General features: G+C 70.6%; 18 protein-coding genes. 6 read left to right on the top strand and 12 right to left on the bottom strand.

The features are described 5' to 3' along the window. Positions 1-126 precede the first annotated feature (126 nt). The 5 genes from LPC10_RS07045 to LPC10_RS07025 form a co-directional block, all read right to left on the bottom strand. Positions 127-444 (bottom strand): type II toxin-antitoxin system RelE/ParE family toxin, encoded by a 318-nt coding sequence (locus tag LPC10_RS07045; RefSeq protein ID WP_231346059.1) that lies wholly within the window; start codon positions 442-444, stop codon positions 127-129. Next, positions 441-722 carry a type II toxin-antitoxin system ParD family antitoxin gene (locus tag LPC10_RS07040; RefSeq protein ID WP_231346058.1) on the bottom strand — a complete coding sequence of 94 codons (282 nt, stop codon included), beginning with the start codon at positions 720-722 and terminating at the stop codon, positions 441-443. Before LPC10_RS07040 ends, LPC10_RS07045 begins: the two co-directional genes overlap by 4 nt. A 75-nt stretch (positions 723-797) precedes the next feature. Beyond that, on the bottom strand, positions 798-1316 hold the full coding sequence (locus LPC10_RS07035; RefSeq protein WP_231346057.1) for a hypothetical protein: 519 nt from the start codon (positions 1314-1316) through the stop codon (positions 798-800). A 35-nt stretch (positions 1317-1351) separates the two neighbouring features. Next, entirely contained in the window at positions 1352-1876 is a 525-nt protein-coding gene (locus LPC10_RS07030) for a GspMb/PilO family protein (protein ID WP_231346056.1), read from the bottom strand. A 2-nt stretch (positions 1877-1878) separates the two neighbouring features. Further along, complete coding sequence (locus LPC10_RS07025) at positions 1879-2967, bottom strand: hypothetical protein (protein WP_231346055.1); 1089 nt, start codon at positions 2965-2967, stop codon at positions 1879-1881. A 143-nt stretch (positions 2968-3110) separates the two neighbouring features. On the opposite strand from LPC10_RS07025, the gene LPC10_RS07020 reads away from it, so the two are divergent. Together LPC10_RS07020 and LPC10_RS07015 are read left to right on the top strand one after the other, a co-directional pair. After that, on the top strand, positions 3111-4844 hold the full coding sequence (locus tag LPC10_RS07020; protein WP_231346054.1) for a GspE/PulE family protein: 1734 nt from the start codon (positions 3111-3113) through the stop codon (positions 4842-4844). Continuing rightward, a complete protein-coding gene (locus LPC10_RS07015) occupies positions 4844-6052 on the top strand; it encodes a type II secretion system F family protein (protein WP_231346053.1) in 1209 nt (402 codons plus the stop codon). The genes LPC10_RS07020 and LPC10_RS07015 overlap by 1 nt, the downstream gene beginning before the upstream one ends. A gap of 24 nt (positions 6053-6076) precedes the next feature. Here LPC10_RS07015 and LPC10_RS07010 read toward each other — a convergent pair whose 3' ends face one another. Both LPC10_RS07010 and LPC10_RS07005 read right to left on the bottom strand, forming a co-directional pair. Next, positions 6077-6544, bottom strand: a complete 468-nt coding sequence (locus tag LPC10_RS07010) for an A24 family peptidase (protein WP_231346052.1) — start codon at positions 6542-6544, stop codon at positions 6077-6079. Between the two features lie 4 nt (positions 6545-6548). Continuing rightward, positions 6549-7574: a hypothetical protein gene (locus tag LPC10_RS07005; protein WP_231346051.1), complete on the bottom strand. Its 1026-nt coding sequence runs from the start codon at positions 7572-7574 to the stop codon at positions 6549-6551. A gap of 196 nt (positions 7575-7770) precedes the next feature. Here LPC10_RS07005 and gspG point away from each other — a divergent pair, with 196 nt between their 5' ends. After that, on the top strand, positions 7771-8223 hold the full coding sequence (gspG, locus tag LPC10_RS07000) for a type II secretion system major pseudopilin GspG (RefSeq protein ID WP_231346050.1): 453 nt from the start codon (positions 7771-7773) through the stop codon (positions 8221-8223). 86 nt (positions 8224-8309) lie between these two features. Next, positions 8310-8789 (top strand): nickel-responsive transcriptional regulator NikR, encoded by a 480-nt coding sequence (gene nikR, locus LPC10_RS06995; RefSeq protein ID WP_231346049.1) that lies wholly within the window; start codon positions 8310-8312, stop codon positions 8787-8789. A gap of 120 nt (positions 8790-8909) precedes the next feature. Here the strand turns inward: nikR and LPC10_RS06990 are convergent, their stop codons facing one another. Both LPC10_RS06990 and LPC10_RS06985 read right to left on the bottom strand, forming a co-directional pair. Beyond that, positions 8910-12095: an efflux RND transporter permease subunit gene (locus LPC10_RS06990; protein ID WP_231346048.1), complete on the bottom strand. Its 3186-nt coding sequence runs from the start codon at positions 12093-12095 to the stop codon at positions 8910-8912. Positions 12096-12263: 168 nt separating this feature from the next. Continuing rightward, a complete protein-coding gene (locus LPC10_RS06985) occupies positions 12264-13523 on the bottom strand; it encodes an efflux RND transporter periplasmic adaptor subunit (RefSeq protein WP_231346047.1) in 1260 nt (419 codons plus the stop codon). A 101-nt stretch (positions 13524-13624) separates the two neighbouring features. On the opposite strand from LPC10_RS06985, the gene LPC10_RS06980 reads away from it, so the two are divergent. Together LPC10_RS06980 and LPC10_RS06975 are read left to right on the top strand one after the other, a co-directional pair. After that, the gene (locus LPC10_RS06980) at positions 13625-14239 is read left to right on the top strand and encodes a TetR/AcrR family transcriptional regulator (RefSeq protein ID WP_231346046.1); all 615 of its coding nucleotides are present in this window, start codon (positions 13625-13627) and stop codon (positions 14237-14239) included. A 201-nt stretch (positions 14240-14440) separates the two neighbouring features. Further along, positions 14441-14656: a hypothetical protein gene (locus tag LPC10_RS06975; RefSeq protein ID WP_231346045.1), complete on the top strand. Its 216-nt coding sequence runs from the start codon at positions 14441-14443 to the stop codon at positions 14654-14656. 7 nt (positions 14657-14663) lie between these two features. Here LPC10_RS06975 and LPC10_RS06970 read toward each other — a convergent pair whose 3' ends face one another. The 3 genes from LPC10_RS06970 to LPC10_RS06960 form a co-directional block, all read right to left on the bottom strand. Next, a complete protein-coding gene (locus LPC10_RS06970) occupies positions 14664-15023 on the bottom strand; it encodes a hypothetical protein (RefSeq protein WP_231346044.1) in 360 nt (119 codons plus the stop codon). 211 nt (positions 15024-15234) lie between these two features. After that, positions 15235-15609: a response regulator gene (locus LPC10_RS06965; protein WP_231346043.1), complete on the bottom strand. Its 375-nt coding sequence runs from the start codon at positions 15607-15609 to the stop codon at positions 15235-15237. A gap of 82 nt (positions 15610-15691) precedes the next feature. Further along, positions 15692-19198 carry a CheR family methyltransferase gene (locus LPC10_RS06960; protein ID WP_231346042.1) on the bottom strand — a complete coding sequence of 1169 codons (3507 nt, stop codon included), beginning with the start codon at positions 19196-19198 and terminating at the stop codon, positions 15692-15694. Between the last annotated feature and the right edge of the window lie 51 nt (positions 19199-19249).

The raw sequence follows: 19249 nt of genomic DNA, 5'->3' as shown, positions 1-19249 counted from the left end.
AGCGCAGAGTCGTTTCAGAGCGCCTCACGAGACTCCTGGTCATCACCCACGTCGATCGAGAGGCTGACTTTGCCGTCGAAGGTCGAGGCGAACAGGGAACCCGCCGCTCCACAGCCGCCGGGCCCATCAGCCCTCCTCGTTGGCCGACAGATCGCGCTCCCAATCCCTGCCGCCGTACAGGATACGCAGGATCGTGACCCGCTTCGGCTCGACCGTGAAGGCGATCGTCACGCGCCGCTCGAAGCCCGCGATTCGCAGCCCTGGCCGAACGTCGTCCCGCCTGGTGCCACGCTCCGCCGCCATGTCGAAGCCGCCCAGGTGACGCTCGATCCGCTCGATATACTCGAGCGCCACCTCCGATGAGGCCGCGCCCGCGATCCAGTCATAGAGGCTGTTGAGATCATCGCGCGCTTCCGGGGCGATGATGAGCGCCCGCCGCGTCACTTCGGATCGCGCAGGTGCTTGGCATGACGATCCCTGATATCGGCAAACACGCTCTCGGCCGGAATGCCGCGGGACGGATCGGCCGCCATCGCGTCGAAGACGGGGGCGACCTCGTCCTTCAGCCAGCGCTCGACCGCCTCGTCCCGCTCCTTGAGCGCGCGCAAGCCTGCCCGGATCACTTCGCTGGTCGATGCGTAGGCGCCCGAGGCCACCTTTGCATCGATGAACGCGGTGTGCTCGGACGGTAGGCTGATGGTTCTCTTCTCGATCCTCGGCATGGTCACTCCTCCCGACCATGATAGCACTTGCGGTAGGAATAAGTCATACTTCCCGCGGCGGCTTCGCTCGGCCCGTCAGCGCCGCAGGGCCGGGGCGAGCGGCAGCGGGCGCAGGATCGCCGGCCGGCCCATGAACGCGGCCGTGAAGGGATGGCCGCCCTGATCGACGCTCACGCCGTCGGCCGTGATCGCCGTGACACGCCAGCCGCCGCGGCCCTCGCCGGGGGCGAGCCAAGTCTGCTCCGGCGTGCCGTCGTCGATCAGCGCGCGTGCCGCCGTCCCGTCGAGCAGGATGCCCCGCACGGTCAGGACGGGCCGGTGCGGCTCGCCCTCCAGCACCGCGTCGCGGCTGCCGCGCGCGGTCCAGTCGCGCCGGCCGGGATCGAACAGGGGGCGTAGCAGACCGGTCTCGCCGGGACGGGGCGGTGCAGCGATCGCGGCTGCCGGGGGCGGGACCGGATCGAGGGGGGCCGGCCAGACGAAGGCGGCGCTAGCCACGGCCGCCGCCGCGGCGAACAGGAGGCGTGGTCCGGTGCCGGTGGCGGCGAGGGTCCGCAGGGAGGAATCGAGCGACGGGCGCATCGAGGGCCTCATCGATGTCCTCATGCCAAGCCCTGTGACCGGCTTCATCACCCCCGCCCTCCCGCTTCCGGCTTCGGCGGCAGGAGTCCGCGCAGGGTCAGGCGTGCGCGCATCACCGTCGGCCGGCCGATCTCGGCATCGGCGGCCCGCGCGACGCCCAGATCCGCCTCCTCGACGGCCATGAGCGGCGCCTCGGTCTCGAGCGCATGCAGGAGGCCGTACAGCCCCTCGGCGGTGCCGCGCAGGTCGGCGCGCAGGCGCGGCAGGGTCGGCTCGGCCGGGTCCGGCTCGACCGTGGCCGCATCGATCACCGCGGCCCGCTCCGCGGCGAGCGTTTCGAGCCGGGCGCGAAAGGCAGCGAGCAGCGCGTCCGCATCCGCCGCGACGAGGGGCGCCCGCTGCGGCGGCCGGAGCGCCGCCGCCTGCGCCCGCGCGAGCCGCTCGCGGGAAGCGGCGATCTGCTGCTGCGCCTCGATCGCCCCCGAGACGGGGCCCGCTGCAAGAACGCCGACGAGGCCGAGCGCGGCAAGGCCGAGAAGCGGCGCCCGCAGGGCCGGAGGAAGCGGCGGCAACCTCACCGCTGCGCCCCACGATCGATGCGCGGCAGAAGCACGACGAGCCGGCGCCGCCCCTCCAGGCCCAACGAGGATTCCTGGAGGAACGGAGCGCCGAACCCCGGCACGCGAGCGAGAGCGGCGAGCGCCGCCGCCTCGTCCGTGACGGAGAGCGTCAGTTGCGCGCCGTCGGAATCGAGGCGCAGATCGGTGGCCGAGGCGGAATCCGGCAGCGCCGCGGCGAGCGCATCCCAGGTTCGGCCGAGCGGCGGCGCGCGGCGGGCCAGGATCGCAGCGGTGCCGGCCTGAACCGTCGGCGGTACCGGCGGTCCGGCGGCCCGGCGCGCGGCGGCAAAAGCCGTGTCGAGGGCGCTGAGCGTCGCGTCCTGATGGGCGCGAAAGCCGATGAAGGCGGCGACGAGGAGCAGGGCCGCGCCCGTCAGAAGCGCGAGGTTGCCTCGGCCCGGTCCGACGAGGGCCCGGAGGGAACGGTGCCCCCCGCTCAGGAGATCGATCGGCAGGGTGCGCGCCTCGTCGGCCCCGACCGTGACCGGGCCGGCGGCGATGCCGGCCTCGGCAAGAGCGGCGAGGAGCGGATCGAGCCGCCCTCTCTTGACCACGACGTGCCGGACACGAAGCATCCGGCCCGGCACGTCCTCGCTCTCGACATACCAATCGCTGTGCACGCTCTCCGGCTTGAAGGGCGTGGCCGCCTCCAGTTCCTGCGCCAGCACCGCGCGCATCCGCGGCAGGGCGGCGCTCGGCAGGCTGACCGAGCGGATGAAGCAAAGGGCGGGATCGAGCAGGACCTTGGCGCCGACCCCTGTCTGAGCCCCCCGGATCGCGCTCAGGCGCGCGGAAAAATCCTCGGCCCCCGGATCGAGCCGGTGCGTGCGGGGCTCCGCCTCGCGCCGGTCGATCACCGCCACGTCGGTCGCGCCGGGGGCGCCGAGCCGGATCGTCAGGGGCGCGTCCTCGCGGTCGGTCCGGATCTCGCCGAGGCCGAGCCAATGCGCCGTGGTGTCGAAGCCTTCGCGCAGGGCTGTGCGCCCGGCCATGCCGAGCGGGGAGGGGCCGCGTCCCGGCGCGGGGGCTTCGATGGCACTCACGGATCGGACGGTCCCGGACGGCTGGCCGCGAGAGGACTTGTTAAGACGGGCGGTGTTTACGTCGGCTTAAAGGACCCGTCTCCGGCGCGGGCTCGGGACGGCTTGCATCCCGGGCGCGCTCGAGCGGGGCCGGGGGCCGCACCATGCTGAGCGTCTGGGGTTCGAAAAGCCGTCCGCGGCGGATCCGGCCCGACCAGCGCGGCCGGAGCCGTGACCGCCAGGACACCGCCCGCGCCTTCGTCGAGGCGCTCGCCGCGACGGGTCTCCTCGACGCGGCCGGGCACGAGCGCGCGCTCGCCGCCCTCGACCTGCCGGGCAAGCGGCCGCTGCCGGTGCTGCTCGCCGAACTCGGCCTCGTCCACGAAACCGCCCTGGTCGCTGCCCTCTCGGAGGCGACCGGCCTCGACGTGCTGCAGGAAACGGACTTCCCGCCTGCGCCGGTCCTGCCCGAGCTGATCGGCGCCGATTACTGCGCCCGTGCCCGCGTACTGCCGCTCGCCGAGACGCCCGGCCGCCTCGTCGTCGCCCTGGTCGATGCGTTCGATCCGGACATTCCGGCCGCCCTGGCGCATCTGACCGACCGCACCGTCGTGTGCTGCCTCGTCGGCCCCGGCAGCTTCGAGCGGGCCCACCGCGCCCTTTACGGCGATATGGCCTCGGAGGACGACGGCGGGGCTCTCGACGACGACCTCGCCCGCCTCGCCGACGTAGCGAGCCAAGCCCCGATCGTGCGCCTCTCCGCGAGGCTCGTGCGAAAGGCCTTCGAATTGTCGGCCTCCGACATCCACCTGGAAGCGGAGGAGGCCGACATGCGGGTGCGCTACCGCGTCGACGGCGTGCTGGTCGAGGCCGAGCGGCTGGCCAAATCGATGCAGCTCGCGCTGACCACCCGCATCAAGATCCAGGCCGGGCTCAACATCGCCGAGCGGCGCCTGCCGCAGGACGGGCGCATGAAGGCGCCCGACCGCGGCCAGGAGGTCGATATCCGCGTTTCGACCCTGCCCACCGCCCACGGCGAGAGCGTGGTGCTGCGCATCCTCGACGGGTCGCGCCGGGTCGAGGATTTCTCTTCCCTCGGCTTCGATGCGCCGGCCATCGCCCGGATCGAGGCGATGACGAGCCGCCCCAACGGCCTCGTCCTCGTCACCGGCCCGACCGGCTCGGGCAAGACCACCACGCTCTACGCGGCGCTTCGGCGCATCAACGGCCCGCATCTCAAGGTCGTCACGGTGGAGGACCCGGTCGAGTACCGGATGGCCGGCGTCAATCAGGTGCAGGCCCATCCCGGCATCGGTCTCGACTTCGCCGCCGCCCTCCGCTCGATCCTGCGCCAGGACCCGGACGTGGTGATGGTCGGCGAGATCCGCGACGGCGAGACCGCCCGCATCGCGGTGCAGGCCTCGCTCACCGGCCACCTCGTGGTCTCGACGCTGCACACCAACTCCGCCCCCGCCACGGTCACCCGGCTGATGGATATGGGCGTCGAGCCCTACCTCATCGCCGCGACGCTCAACGGCGTCATCGCCCAGCGCCTCGTGCGCCGGCTCTGCGCCGCCTGCGCCACGCCCGCGCCCGCCACCGATCAGGAGCGCCTGCGCCTCGGAGTGGCGCCGGGCTCCCCCTTGAGCCTCAAGCGGGCCTGCGGCTGTGCGGCCTGCAACGGCACCGGCTATCGCGGGCGCATGGTCGTGTCCGAGATCATGCCGCTCGACGGCGCGTTGCGCGGGCTGATCGCGTCGGGGGCCGGGGAGGGCGCCATCGCCGCGCACGCTCGCGCGGCCGGGATGGCGAGCCTCGTCGAGAGCGGCCGGGCGCGCGTGACCGCCGGCGACACCACCCTCGACGAGATCGCCCGCGTGCTGGAGGGCCAGATCTGATGCCGCGCTTCGCCTACCAGGCGTACGCCGCCGACGGCAGCGCTCGCGCCGGCCGGATCGAGGCCGACAGCCGCCAGCGCGCGGTGGCGCAGTTGCGGGCCGACGGGCTCCAGGTCTTCGCCATCGAGCCCGCCGCCTCGGCCTCGATCTGGACACGCGACCTGTTCGGGCGCGACCGAGTCAACGACGCGGCGCGGCTCGCTTTCCTGCGCGAGTTCGGCACCCTGATCGGGGCCGGGCTCACCGTCGATCGAGCGCTGCGGCTCGTCGAGCGGCAGGCCTCCGTCGCGCTCAAACCCGTGCTGGCCGACATTCTGGAGCGGGTCATCGCCGGCGCCTCGCTGTCGCGGGCGCTGGCGGCCCACCCGCAGGCCTTCTCCCGCGACATGGTCGACATCGTCCGGGCCGGCGAGGCGACCGGCACGCTCGAGGCGGTGATCGGCTCGCTCACCGACTCGATCGAGCGGCGCGACGCGGTGCGCCGTCATCTCACCTCGGCGATGGTCTACCCGGCCCTGCTGGTACTGATGGCGATCGGGACGCTGGTGATGATCGTCGTCGTGCTGGTGCCGGCGCTCACGCCTTTGTTCGAGGGCAGCGGCCAGGCGCCGCCCCTCGCCATCCGCGCCGCCGCGGCGCTCGGCGATACGATCAGCGCCGGCTGGCCGGTGATGCTCGGGGCCGCCGCGCTCCTCGGCCTCGGACTCGCCCGGATCTGGCGCGAGCCGGGGTTCGCCGCCGCCCGCGGGCGGCTGGCTTTGCGCCTGCCGCTGGTGCGCGAGATCGTGGCGGGCATCGAGCTCGGGCGCATCTGCCGGGTGCTCGGAACGCTGCTCTGCGCCGAGGTGCCGATCCCGGATGCGGTCGCCGCGACCCGCCCGCTCGCGGGCAACCGCGTGTTCCGCCAAGCCCTCGACGAGGCCGGCCGCCGGCTCACCGAGGGCGGCAGCCTCGCCTCGGGTCTCGCCGGCCTGAAGCCGCACGCGCCCTCGACCCTCAACCTCATCGCCAGCGGCGAGCAGGTGAACCGCCTCGGCCCCGTTCTCCTCCACGCCGCCGAGATGCACGAGACTCAGACGCGCCAGCGCATCGATCGTCTGCTCGCGCTGCTCACGCCGCTGGTCACCGTGACCATCGGCGGTCTGATCGGCGGGCTGATCCTCTCGGTCATGGGCGCGATCATGAGCGTCGGCCAGCTCGTGCAGTGATCCGGGGCCGGCCCGGCGAAGCCCTCAGCCGGGGGCGCCGGCCCACAGCACCGCGTGCAGCCCAAGCGCCAGGAACGGCCCGAAGGGCAGGCGGAAGGCCGGGCCTATCCGCGTCCCGGCCAGGGCGGCGAGGCCGAGCACCGCCAGCGCGCTGGTGCTGGCGACGAGGAGCAGCAGCGGCAGGCCGGCCAAGCCAATCCAGGCGGTGGCGGCGGCGATGAACTTCACATCGCCCAAACCCAACCCCGTGCGTCCGCGCAGCCGGGCATAGGCGGCGCGCAAGGCCCAGAGCAGCAGGAACGCGCAGGCCGCCTGGATCAGGCTCGCCCCGGCCGCCGCCAGCGCCGGACCGTGGAGCGCGGCGAACCCGACGCCGAGGACGAGCAGCGCGAGGTTCAGCCCGTCGGGAATGATGCGGCGGCGCAGGTCGATCAGGCTCACCGCGAGGGTGAGGGGCAGCAGCGCCGCGACGGCCGGGTCGCCGAGATCCATGGCCTCAGATCGCGCTCAGCCGCGCCCTGAGGGCGGCCACCCGGCTCTCGCGCACGCAGGTCATTCCCAGCGGAATCGCCCGCATCGGATGCGGCGCGAAGGCCTCCCTGCCGTCGCGGTCGGGCGCGCGCAGCTCCACGGCCGATGACGCGAGCGGAGCGGTTTCAGGGGCGACAGGGAAGGTTCCCGGTGATGCCACGACCGGGCGTGCCCGGCCGATCCGCGCGCGGATCCGGCGCATGAGCGCGGGCCATGACGGGATGGCGGAGACGGGGGCCTCCTCGGCAGCCTCGATCCGCGCATCGAGGCTGCGACGACGCAGGAACTGCCAGAAGGCGTAGGCCGCGAGCCCGGCGGCGACCATGGCGGCAAGCCAGAGCGCCAGCAGGAGGCCCGCCGCGACGCGCCCGTTCAGCTCGCGCATCAGGCCCAGCGCGAAGGCCGTGTACCACGAGACGCCCGAGACCGCCCCCGAGATCAGGAAGACCCCGGTGCGCAGGCGCGACACGCCGTCGAACATCGGCCGGCTCACGTCGCGCAGCACGCCCGGCAGGACGAGGGCATGGATCAGCCATCCGTTCAGCGTCAGCACCGCGACCACCATGACCTTGGCGACGAGCTTCGGGTTCGAGAGCTTCTCGGGCGTCTCGAACGCATAGACGGCCAGGAATCCAAGGCCGGAGACCCAGAGCAGGGCGAGCCCGACGCTCACCACCTTGCTGACGAACAGGAAGGTGCGCGCGATCTCGTTCGGCAGGCCACCCCAGCGCATCCAGCGCAGGATCCAGAAATCGAGCATTGTCGCCCCGCCGAGGCCGAAGCACAGGCCGAGGAGGTGGAGGCCGACCAAGATCGTGAGCAGCCGGACGGACGGCAGCGGCGCCGGCATCGGCAGGCTCAGAAGCGCCTCGGGCGCGGCCTGCGCCGCCGCGGCGGCCGGCCCTTGAAACGCGAACAGAACCGCCGCGAGCACGACGAGCAGAGCCGGTACCGCGCGCCGGAGGTTCGAGATGACATCAGGCTCGCGCATGACCGCCCCAGGAGCCGCCGGCGGGCCGATTCCTGCCGGTTCTGTTCCGGGACGGTCGCACGGGGAGCATAACAAAGATCAAAAAATTCCGGTGAATCCCGGTCCAAAGCGCCGCGGAGTCCGGTGCCCGCAGGGGATTCTTAGGCTTCGCGCCCCACCGTGCACCCATCACTTCACGATGCGGACGGCGACGGCGATGTCTCACCCAGAGCAGGGTTGCGAGCGGGACGACGCCTGTCCCCGTTCGGCCGAAGCCGGCTTCTCGCTGGTCGAGCTTCTCGTCGTGCTGGCGATCATCGGCATGATCGCCACGATGGTGACGCCGCAGGTGATCGGCTATCTCGGCCGCGCCAAGGGCGAGACGGCGCGCATCCAGGTCAAGAACATCGCTCAGGCGGTCGAGCTCTACTACCTCGACAACGGCGCCTACCCGACGGCCCAGCAGGGCCTTCAGGGCCTCGTCCAGCCGACCGGGCCCGGCTGGCGCGGTCCCTACATCCGCGACAGCCGCGGCCTGACCGACCCGTGGGGGCAGCCCTATCTCTACCGCTCGCCCGGCGCCGATGGAAAACCCTACCAAGTCTACTCGCTCGGCAGCGACCGGCAGGCCGGCGGATCGGACGATGCCGCGGACGTCGCGAGCGATTGAGGAAGAGACACGAAGCGCCGCGCCCGCTTGTCGGGCAACCGGCGATAGGACAGCTTCGTCATCGCGGAGAGGAGGGGAGGATCGCCATGCAGCGCACGACCATCGCCATCGACGACGAACTGGCGGCGGCGCTCGATGCCTACATGGACAGCACCGGCGCGGGCAGCCGGTCGGAAGCCGTCCGCGACCTCGTGCGGCGCGGCCTGTCCGCGCGTCCCGGAGCGCCGGCCGATGCGCCGTGCTTCGGCGTCGTCAGCTACACGATCGACCAGTCGGTGCGGAACCTCGCGGCGCGGGTGCCGCAGGGGCGCCTCGACCGTCACGATCAGGCAGTCGCCTCCCTGTCGATCCCGATCGATCACTCGACCTCGATCGACGTGACGCTGATGCGCGGCCCGGTCGGCGACGTGTCTTCCTACGCGGAGAAGCTATTTCTCGAACGCGGCGTCATGCACGGCACGCTCAACCTGATTCCCATCGGTGAGGACACCTCCGCGCATTCGCACGACGAGGGGTTCGCATCGAACCACACCCACACGCATCTGCGCGTGCGCAGCGGCTTCTGAGCGGCGCCGATCGGGGCGCCGGTCGATCGCTTCGGCTTCGCCTTGCGATGCTGGCGTGAAGCCGATTCCGAGACGGGACCCCGACCCTCGGATGATGCGGGCCCCGAAACACCTCGCCCGTCATGCGGCGCGGGCCATGTCGTCCGGATGGGCCGCGCCGCCATGCTGCTTGAGCGGACGGTTGCCGGCCATGCGGCGCAGCAGCACGTAGAAGACCGGCGTCAGGAACAGGCCGAAGGCGGTGACGCCGATCATGCCGGAGAACACCGCGACGCCCATGGCGTTGCGCATCTCCGCTCCGGCCCCGGTCGCGGTCACCAGCGGCAGAACGCCCATGATGAAGGCCAGCGACGTCATCAGAATCGGGCGCAGCCGCAGGCGGCTCGCCTCGATCGCCGCCTGGAGCGGGGTGCGGCCTGAAAATTCCAGCTCGCGTGCGAATTCCACGATCAGGATCGCGTTCTTGGCCGAGAGGCCGACGAGCACGATCAGGCCGATCTGCGTGAAGACGTTGTTGTCGCCCGCCGACAGCCAGACCCCGAACATCGCCGCGAGCAACCCCATCGGCACGATCATCAGGATGGCCAGCGGCAGGGTGAGGCTCTCGTACTGCGCCGCCAGCACGAGGAAGACGAGCAGCAGGGCCAGCGGGAAGACCCAGATCCCGGAATTGCCGGCAATGAATTCCTGGTAGGTCAGGTCGGTCCACTCGAAGGCAAAGCCCCGCGGCAGGGTCTCGGCGGCGATGCGGGCCGCTGCTTCCTGCGCCTGCCCCGACGAGTAGCCGGGGGCCGCGCCCGCGTTGATGTCGGCGGACAGAAAGCCGTTGTAGCGCATGGCCCGCTCCGGCCCTGCGGTCTGGCGCACGCGCAGCAGGGCCGAGAGCGGCACCATCTCGCCGGAGCCGGCGCGGACCTTGAGCTGCCCGACATCGTCGGAGCGCGCCCGGAACGGCGCGTCGGCCTGGACGCGGACCGAGTAGGTGCGGCCGAACCGGTTGAAGTCGTTGACGTAGAGCGAGCCGAGATAGATTTGCAGCGTGTCGAACACGTCCGTGACCGGGATGCGGAGCTGGCGCGCCTTGGTCTGGTCGAGGTCGGCGAAGAGCTGCGGCACGTTCATCTGGAAGCTGGAGAACAGGCCGGCGAGTTCCGGCGCCTGGGCTGCCTTGGCCATGAAGGCCTTGGTGGCCTCGTTCAGCGCCTCGTAGCCGAGGCCGGCCCGGTCCTCGATCTGCAGCTTGAAGCCGCCGATGGTCCCGAGCCCGTTGACGGGCGGAGGCGGGAACATCGCGATGAACGCCTCGGGGATCGCGGCGAACTTCTTGTTGAGCGACTGCGCGATCGCCGCCCCGCTCAAGCCCGGTCCTTGACGCTCCGCGAACGGCTTCAGGGTTGAGAACACGATCCCCGAATTCGAGGAGTTGGTGAAGCCGTTGATCGACAGGCCGGGGAAGGCCACTGCACTCTCGACGCCGGGCTCCTTGAGCGCGATCTCGCTCATGCGGCGGATCACCTCCTCCGTCCGGTCGAGGGTGGCGCCGTCGGGCAGTTGCGCGAAGCCGACGAGGTACTGCTTGTCCTGACCCGGCACGAAGCCGCCGGGGATCCTCTGGAACAGCAGCGCGGTCACCCCGACGAGCACGAGGTAGAGCACCATCATCGCGCCCTTTCGCGTGACGACGGCGCTGACGCCGCGCCCGTAGCCGTCCGAGGCCCGCCCGAAGGCGCGGTTGAACCGCCGGAAGAACCAGCCGAGCAGCCTGTCGAGCATGCGGGTCAGCCGGTCCTTCGGGGCGTGATGGTCCTTGAGCAGAAGCGCGGAGAGGGCTGGGGAGAGGGTCAGCGAGTTGATCGCCGAGATCACCGTCGAGATCGCGATGGTGAGCGCGAACTGCTTGTAGAACTGGCCCGTCAGCCCGCTGATGAAGGCGAGCGGCACGAAGACCGCGACGAGCACGAGGGCGATGGCGATGATCGGCCCGGAGACCTCGCGCATCGCCTGATAGCTCGCGTCGCGCGGCGAGAGCCCGGCCTCGATGTTGCGCTCGACGTTCTCGACCACGACGATGGCGTCGTCGACGACGATGCCGATGGCGAGCACGAGACCGAACAGGCTCAGCGCGTTGATGGAGAAGCCGAAGGCGTGCATCACCGCGAAGGTGCCGACGATGGAGACCGGCACGGCGAGAAGCGGGATGATCGAGGCCCGCCACGTCTGCAGGAACAGAATCACCACGAGGACGACGAGGGCGACCGCCTCCAGCAGCGTGTGGATCACCGCCTCGATCGAGGCGCGCACGAACTGCGTCGGATCGTAGACGATCTGGTAATCGACCCCCTCCGGCATGGTCCGCTTGATCTCGGCCATGGTCTGGCGGACCTGATCCGAGATCCGGATCGCGTTCGAGCCGGGCGATTGCGAGATCGGGATCGCCACCGCCGACTTGTTGTCGAGAAGCGAGCGCAGCGCGTAGTCGGAGGCGCCGAGTTCGATCCGCGCGAGGTCGCGCAGCCGCGTGATCTCGCCGTTCTCGCCGGTCTTGACGACGATGTCGCCGAACTGCTCCTCGTTTGCGAGGCGCCCTTCCGCGTTGAGCGATAATTGCAGGTCGAGCCCCGGCACTGCCGGCGAGGCGCCGATGACGCCGGCCGCCGCCTCGACATTCTGGGCCTGGATCTCGCGCACCACGTCGCCGGCGGACAGGCCGTGCTCCGCGACCTTCTGCGGATCGAGCCAGATGCGCATGGCGTAGTCGCCGGAGCCGAAGAGCTGGACCTGACCGACGCCGTCGAGGCGGGCGAGGCGGTCCTTGATGTTCAGGACCGCGTAGTTGCGCAGATACGTCATGTCGTAGCGCCCGTTGGGCGAGACGAGGTGCACGACCATGGTGAGATCGGGCGAGGACTTCACCGTGACGATGCCGAGCTGGCGCACGATCGCCGGCAGCCGCGGCTCGGCCTGCGAGACACGGTTCTGGACGAGCTGCTGCGCCTTGTCGGGATCGGTGCCGAGCCGGAAGGTGACGGTCAGCACCATCACGCCGTCGGTCGTGGCTTGGCTCGACATGTAGAGCATGCCCTCGACGCCGTTGATCTGCTCCTCGATCGGCGTCGCCACGGTCTCGATGATGACCTTGGGGTTGGCGCCGGGGAAAGTCGCGCGCACGACGACCGAGGGCGGCACGACGTCCGGGTATTCCGAGATCGGCATCGCGAAGAGCGAGAGCAGCCCGCCGACGAAGATGAGCACCGAGAGCACGCCCGCGAAGATCGGCCGGTCGATGAAGAACTTGGAGAGATTCATGCCGACCCTCGGGGAAGACGGGGCGTGAGGTGACCGCCCGCGCAGCCGACGGGGCTGCCGGTCACGGCGTTGCCGCCGGGCGGTTTTGGGTGGGGGAGAGCGAAGCGGTGTCAGCGCTGCGCGAGGTTTTTCAGCGCTGCGCGACCGTTTTAGCGTTGCGCGAGCGTCTCACCGCTGCGCGAGCTTGCCCGTCAGGGGCGAAGAATCCTGAGGCCGGGCGCCCATCCGGACCGGCTCGGGGCTGATGCGCGTGCCGGGGCGGATGCGCTGCAGCCCGTTGACCACGATGCGCTCGCCGCCGGACAGGCCGGAGGTCACGACCCGCAGGCCGTCGACGGCCCGGCCGAGGGTGACGGCGCGGAACTCGGCCCGGCTGTCCGCCCCCACCACGAGGACGAAGCGCTTGTCCTGGTCGGTGCCGATGGCGCGCTCATCGACGAGCAGGAGGGATTCGGGCACGGCCTGGCCCAGCCGCATCCGCGCGAACTGGCCCGGGATCAGGCGGCCGTCGCCGTTGGCGAAGGTCGCGCGGACGCGGACCGTGCCGCTGCGGGCATCAACCTTGTTGTCGATGAACTGCAGGCTGCCCTGGGCGCGCGCGCCGTCGGCCGTGATCATCTCGACCGGAATCCGCGCGAGCCGGCCGCGGCCGCCCGACGGCTCGGCGATCGAGGCCAGCGCCTTCAGGATGACGGTCTCGTCGGCGTCGAAGCTGGCATAGACCGGATCGACCGAGACGAGGGTCGTCAGCACCGCAGCGCCGGCGCCCGTCGCGACGAGGTTGCCCGGCGTGATCTCGCGGCGGCCGACGCGTCCGCCCACCGCCGCCCGCACTTCCGTGTAGCTGAGATTGAGCCGCGCCGCCGCCAGCGCCGCCTTCGCACCCTCCAGGGTCGCCTTCGCCTCCTTGAAGGCGTTGGCGCGCACGTCGAGGTCGCGGGCCGTGACGATGTGCCGATCCGACAATTGCTGCCCGCGCTCGAGGTCGCTCGACGTCAGGGCGACCCGCGCCTCGGCGCCCGCCACCTGGGCCTCCAGGCGCTGGACCTCGGCCGCGTAGGGCGCAGGATCGATGGTCACGAGGAGGTCACCGGGCTTGACCAACTCACCCTCGACGAAATGCGTGGCCTGGACCGCGCCGCCGACGCGGGCTCGCACCTCGATGCGGTCGACCGCCTCCAGGCGGCCGGAGAACGCGTCCCACAGGATCATGTCGCGCGGCTCGACCGTGGCGACGGCGGCCGGCATCGCCGGCTCGTCCTGCGGCGCTGCGGCCTGAGCGGGTGCGGCGCGCCACACCGAGGCCGGCACCGCGAGCCAGGCGGCGCCTCCCAGGAGGGAGAGCGCGAGACCGACCCCGACGCTGCGCCGGAGCAGAAAACGGCCTAAAGAGGTGCCACGCTGAGGATCCACGAGCGGCTCCGACATCTGTAGAGTTCGCTACACATGTCGGCATGGACGCCGCGCGTCAAGAGACTTATCTACCACTCGATACAAAACTTCGATACGAAATTTGGAGCCCGCGGACGATGGTGATGGGGCGGCCCCGGTCCTTCGACACGGACAAGGCCCTCGACGAGGCGATGGAGGTGTTCTGGCGCCACGGCTACGACGGCGCGAGCCTCGCCATGCTGACGAAGGCGATGGGCATCAAGGCGCCCTCCCTCTACGCGGCCTTCGGCAGCAAGGAGGGGCTGCTGAAGGCCGCCCTCGACCGCTACGCGCAGCGGCGCTGCGAGCACATGCGCCACGTGCTCGCCGGAGCGACCGCCCGCGAGGTGGCCGAGCGCTTCCTGTCGAGCATCGCCGAGAGCCACACCGATCCTGCCAACCCACCCGGCTGCCTCCTGGTCCAGGGTGGGCTCGCCTGCGGCGAGGGCTCGGAGAACATCCCCTTCGAGCTGGCCTCCCGGCGCGGGCAGACCGAGGCGGACCTGCGCGCGCGGTTCGCCCAGGCCCAGCGGGACGGCGACCTCGCGCCGGAGGCCGATCCGGCGGCCCTGGCTCGCTTTCTCTCGACGGTCGCCTCCGGCATGGGCGTCCTGGCCTCGTCGGGCGCCGACCGCGACGCCTTGAGGGCGGTCGCGCGGGTGTCTCTGAGCGCCTTCACGCGCTGTCCTGAGGCCGGCGGCGCCCAGCCCTGACTGGGCCAGGGATCTCATCGGGGTCGTGCGGGGTGATCCCCGGCGGTACGGAGAGCTGGGGCGCGGCGCGTTCGCTCTCCGCCGCCTCGATCAACGCGCCGCGCGCCCCGTCTCGAACCGGGGCGCGAGATGGGCTAGGATGATCACTTCCGGAGAGGGAACGATCACAATCTCCCGCTTCGCTGCACGAGAAGTCGCCGGATGGACGACGAAGACACGATTCGCACCGATCTCGAGTTCGCGGTCGCCGATGCCTGCTGGCGTCACGAGGTCGCCCGGCAGCTCGGCACGCCCATCGCCGAGGAATCGTTGACGCCGCCCGAGATGAAGGGCGAACCCGACACCGCCCTCCGTCTCGCCTACGAGGAGCGCCTGCGCGCGCTCCGGGCGTGGCGGCGCGCCCGCGGCCTCGCCTGATCGGGTCCTACTGCACGGGCGGCCCGCGGCGAGCGAGGGCCGAGGCCGTCCGTTCGATCCGGTCGCCGGCCTGGTACAGGGCCCGCTCGACGAGGGCGAACAGCTCGGGATCACCCGCCTCCTCGGCTTGGCGCGCCGCTTCGAGCAGCGCGTCGAAGGCGGCACAGAGTGCGTCCGCCGGCGGCGTCTCCGGCTGGCGCGGGCGCGGGGGGCGCCCTGACGCATCCGGCGCGCCGTTCGCCGAGAGGATCTCCCGCGAAGTGGCGATGATGAGCTTCGTGCGCTCGACGATCGTGCGGATTTCCGAGGCCAGTTGCGCGGTCCGTTCGACCTTCGCGAGCGCGGCGCTCGCCCATGGTTCGGTCATCGGGCTTCACCTCGCCGGTCAGTCCAGGATCGCCTCCGGGGTGTCGAGTCCGTGCGACGCGCGCCCGGCGCTCCGGCCGTTCGACGCGCGGAGGGGCGGGCCCCGGTCGGGCGGCGGACACGGTCCGCAACCGGCAGCTTCGCATCCCGGCGGGTGACACCGCAAGTCGGTGCAAGCCGGTGCGTCGCGGGCCGATGATCCGGAAGCCGGATCAGTGGGCGATGAGGCGGCTCACGGCCCGCAGCAATTCTTCGTCGAGGATGGGTTTGCCCAGAACGGCGTGCGAGCGGTAATCCGAGCCCTCGGCGATCCTGACTTCGCCGGTGGCGAACAGGTAGGGCACGCCGCGCTCGGTGAGGCGGTCGGCGACGACGTAGGCCGGCTCGCCGTTGAGGTGGACGTCGAGCACGGCCGCATCGAGCGCTTCCGTTTCGATGAGGGCCAGCGCCCGCTCGGTGTCCGACACCGGACCGGCGACCTCGGCTCCGGCTTCCTGAAGCCATCGCTCCATCTCGATGGCGATGAGGTACTCGTCCTCGACCACGAGGATGCGGCGACCGGACAGGGGAAGGGTCGGCGAGGTCATCACGGCTCCGGCAGCAAGATGCCGCCGAAACCTATCCCGATCGCCGATGCGGCGAACTTTCCCAGGTTACTTCTGTCCCGGATTACTTCAGCGGCAGTTCGATCCGGCAGCGCACGCCGTCGAGGTCGAGCACGTATCCGGTCTGCCCCTTCAGGGCATAGGCGAGCGCGTTCTCGATCAGTTCGCGCCCGTAGCCGCGCCGGCTCAGGAATTGCGGCTCGACGCGGATGTCGCTCTCGATCCAGCTCAGCGCCAAGCGCTTGCCGTGGCTGTTGTTGTAAACGCGCTCCCAGGTCACGGAGAGACGACCCGCATCGTCCCGCAGGGCGCCGTACTTGACGGCGTTGGTGGTCAGCTCGTGCAGCGCCAGGGCGAAGTTCTGCACCTGCTCCGAGGTCAGCAGCACCTTCGGGCCTGAGATCGTGATGCGCTTCGGGGAGGCGCTGGTATAGGCCGACAGCTCCGCATGCACGAGGGCGCTGACCTCGACGGTGTCGTTGCCCGACCGGCTGAGCAGGGCCTGGGCCCGCCCTAGGGCGTTCAGCCGCGTGGTGAAATTCTCGACCGGCGCCCCCTGGCCGACGGTGCGGGTCGCGAGCGAGGTGACGACGCCGAGGAGGTTGCGCGAGCGGTGCTGCAGCTCCTTGACCAGCACGTCCTGACGCTCGGTGGCCAGCTTGGCGTCGGTGACGTCGGAGGTGATGCCGCCGATGCGGTGCACCTGTCCCTTCTCGTCGAAGAGCGGGAAGTTGGTATTCGCCAGCCACCGCTCCTCGCCGTCGCTCGGCCGGCGGATGCGGAAGATGTGGGACACGCGCCCGCCCGCCCGCACTTGGCGGAAGGTGTCGATCACCTCCCGACGGTCGGCCCCCACGATGAGCTTCAGCCAGGATCGCAGGGGGTTCTGACCGGACTTGCCGGGGACGGCACCGTACAGTGTCTCGAAGGACGGGCCGGCATACTCGAATTCCAGCGTCTGCGCGTTGCGGATCCAGAGCACGTCCGAGGAGGCGTCGGCGAACTGGCGGAAGCGCTCCTCGCTCTCGCGGAGCGCCGCCTCGGCCTGCTTGCGCGCGGTGATGTCGACGAAGGTGATGACGACGCCGGCGATGAAGTTGTCGACGCTGCGATAGGGCAGGACGCGGACCATGAAGCGGGTCCCCGTCTGCGGGTTCTCGATCTCGCGCTCGGAGCTGTTGAGGGTGCGCAGGACACGGCGGGCATCCTCGTGCAGCTCCTCGTACGCGATGCGCGACTTGATGTGGGCGATGGGCCGGCCCGCATCCGACTCGACGAGGTGGAACAGCTCCGCCGAGGCCGGCGTGAAGCGCATGACCCGCAAGTCGTTGTCGAGGAAGACGGTGGCGATCTGCGTGCTTTCGAGGAAGTTCTTGAGGTCGCTGTTGGTGCGGCCGAGTTCCTGCACCCGCAGGCCGAGCTCGCCGTTGACGGTGGTCAGCTCCTCGTTGACCGATTGCAGCTCTTCCTTCGAGGTCTGAAGCTCCTCGTTGGCCGATTGCAGCTCCTCGTTGAGCGACTGGTACTCCTCGTTGGAGGCCTTCAACTCCTCGTTCGTGCTCTCCGCTTCCTCGGCGATGGCCTGCAGCCGGTCCTTGTTCTCGCGCAGCTCCGTTTCGAGCTGCCGGATGCGGTCGCGCTGATCCTGCGACGAGGCCGAGGCGATCTCCGCATCGGCGGCGGCCGTCCCCCCGTCCTTGAACAGCACGAAGAAGTGCCGGACGGGGCTGGCGGTGTCCTTCACCGGCTCGACCACGAGATCGACCAGGAGCGCCTGCCCGTCCAACTCGATCCGCCGGTTGGGGAGATGGGCCGTCCGCCCTTCCTCGGATGCGCGCACGAGGGCCGAGCGCAGGTCGAGGCGCAGGTCGGGATGCACCAGTTGCAAGAGGTTGAGCGAGGCCGCCCCCCCGGCCGGATCGATGTAGCGCCCGGTCCGGCCGGAGAAGTGCAGCACCGTGTGGGTCTCGTCCACGATCACGTAGGCCGGCGTGTAGCGCTCCACGAAGCGCTCGGCCCGCTGGGCCAGCGAGGGCTCGACCGCACGGGCGGGCAGGCTCGCCGCCTGCCGATGCTCGAAGCGCGGGGACGACACGGCGAAGGGGAAGTCGGGCAGGATCCGGCTATGCGTCTCCAGGCGGCGGAAGATGCGCGAGCGCTGCTCGATCGGCGCAAACAGGTTGGTGTGGCGCGAGACGTTCTCGGAATTGCCGAGGAACAGCACGCCTTCCGGTCTCAAGGCGAAGTGGAAGACCGGGATGACGCGGCTCTGCAGCTCGGCATCGAGGTAGATCAGCAGGTTGCGGCAGGAGACGAGGTCGAGGCGGGAGAAGGGCGGGTCCTTGATGATGCTGTGCTGGGAGAAGATGCACATCTCCCGCACTTCCTTGACGATGCAATAGGTGTTGCCCTCCCGCACGAACCAGCGCGCGAGCCGCTCGGGGCTGACGTCGCGCACCACCGTCTCGGCGTAGCGGGCCGACCGCGCCGCCGCGAGCGCCCGGCCGTCGAGGTCGGTCGCGAAGATCTGGACCTGCGGCACCTCTTCGAGGTTCGCCATGTGCTCGCGCAGCAGGATGCCGAAGGAGTAGGCCTCCTCGCCGGTCGAGCAGCCGATGATCCAGATCCGCAGTTGATCGCTGCGGGTCTTCCCCTCGAACAGCTTCGGGATCACGCTGCGTTCGAGGAGTTCGAATTCCTTCGTGTCGCGGAAGAATTGCGTCACGCCGATCAGCAGGTCGTTGAAGAGTTCCTGCGCCTCCCCCGGCTGCGCGCGCAGGTATTCCACGTAGTCCGTGCTGTCGTTGATCTGGGCGACCTGCATCCGCCGCTGGACGCGGCGCATGAAGGTGCCTTCCTTGTAGCCGTGGAAGTCGTGGCCGGTCTTGTTGCGCAAAACCGCCGCGATGCCGGCCAGCACCGTCGAGGCCTCGGCCTCGTTGAGCTGCACACCCGCTTCCGTCTTCGATCCGAGCTGGTGGATGCTGGCCCGGACCCGCTCGGCCAGCTCGTCGATGGGCAGGACGGCATCGGCCAGCGCGGCGGGGATGTTGCTCGCGGCGAGTTCGCCGGATTTCGACTCCTCGGTCTCCTCCGCGAAGGCGATGCCGCCCATCTCCTTGACGGCCTTGAAGCCGAGGGTTCCGTCCGAGCCGGTCCCGGCGAGGACGATCGAGATGGTGCGCCCGTCCATCGCGCCGAGGAGCGAGACGAGGAAGCTGTCGATCGTCCCGCGCTCACCGAAGCGCTGCTCGGCGGGACGAAGCCGGAAATGGTCGTCCTCGATGCTGACGATGACGTTCGACTCGGGCAGGTAGACCCGGCCCGGCGCGAGCGGCATGTTCTGCTCGATGACGGTCAGTTCGTGGCCGGCCGCCTTGAGCGCGCGGCCGAATTCGGCCGCATCGAGCGATTCCCGGTGCTGCAGCACGACGATGATGGCCGTGTCCGACCGCGTCGGCAGCTCTTGCAGAAGATGGACGAGCGAGCGGGTGTTCGCGGCCGACGCGCAGAGCGTGACGACGACAGGCTTGCCGCCTTGCGTGACGACTGTCTTGGAGGACTTCACCATCACCGCCTCCAGCCGCCGCGCGCCCGTGTGCCCGCAGCCCAGCCTGTAGGA

The sequence above is a fragment of the Methylorubrum sp. B1-46 genome (assembly GCF_021117295.1).
Classification (GTDB): Bacteria; Pseudomonadota; Alphaproteobacteria; order Rhizobiales; family Beijerinckiaceae; genus Methylobacterium.
The sequence above is the reverse complement of the archived record's forward strand: the minus strand, read 5'-3'. Positions and strand labels throughout refer to the sequence as shown.